Origin of the sequence: Acinetobacter sp. USHLN143, from assembly GCF_037145695.1 — a bacterium.
Taxonomy (GTDB): domain Bacteria; phylum Pseudomonadota; class Gammaproteobacteria; order Pseudomonadales; family Moraxellaceae; genus Acinetobacter; species Acinetobacter fasciculus.
This window is the reverse complement of sequence record NZ_JBBCWZ010000220.1, coordinates 1-446: the sequence shown is the minus strand read 5'-3', so window position 1 is coordinate 446 and position 446 is coordinate 1. Positions and strand designations below refer to the sequence as shown.

General features: G+C 37.4%; 1 protein-coding gene. It reads right to left on the bottom strand.

Annotation, left to right across the window (positions count from 1 at the left end; all coding sequences use genetic code 11):
* The coding region (locus tag WFH18_RS17785) for a transposase (RefSeq protein WP_336755406.1) at positions 1–446 on the bottom strand (446 nt) is incomplete at both ends.

Sequence of the window (446 nt, the reverse complement as noted above, 5' to 3'; positions counted from 1 at the left end):
TAACACGAATGCAGAAGTTGATGTCTTGTTCAATTAACCATGTAAACCACTGCTCACCGATAAACTCTCTGTCTGCGAACACATTCACAATACGGTCTTTACCAAAAATGGAGATAAAGCGTTGAATCAAAGCAATGCGCTCTTTCGTATCTGAATTTCCACGTTTATTAAGCAATGTCCAAAGGATAGGTATCGCTATTCCACGATAAACGATCGCGAGCATCAGGATATTAATATTTCGTTTTCCCCATTTCCAATTGGTTCTATCTAAAGTCAGTTGCACTTTGTCGAATGAAAATATATTGAAAATCAACCGAGAAATTTGACGATAATCGAAATACTGACCTGCAAAGAAGCGCTGCATACGTCGATAAAATGATTGTGGTAAGCACTTGATGGGCAAGGCTTTAGATGCAGAAGAAAGATTACATGTTTGCTTTAAAATA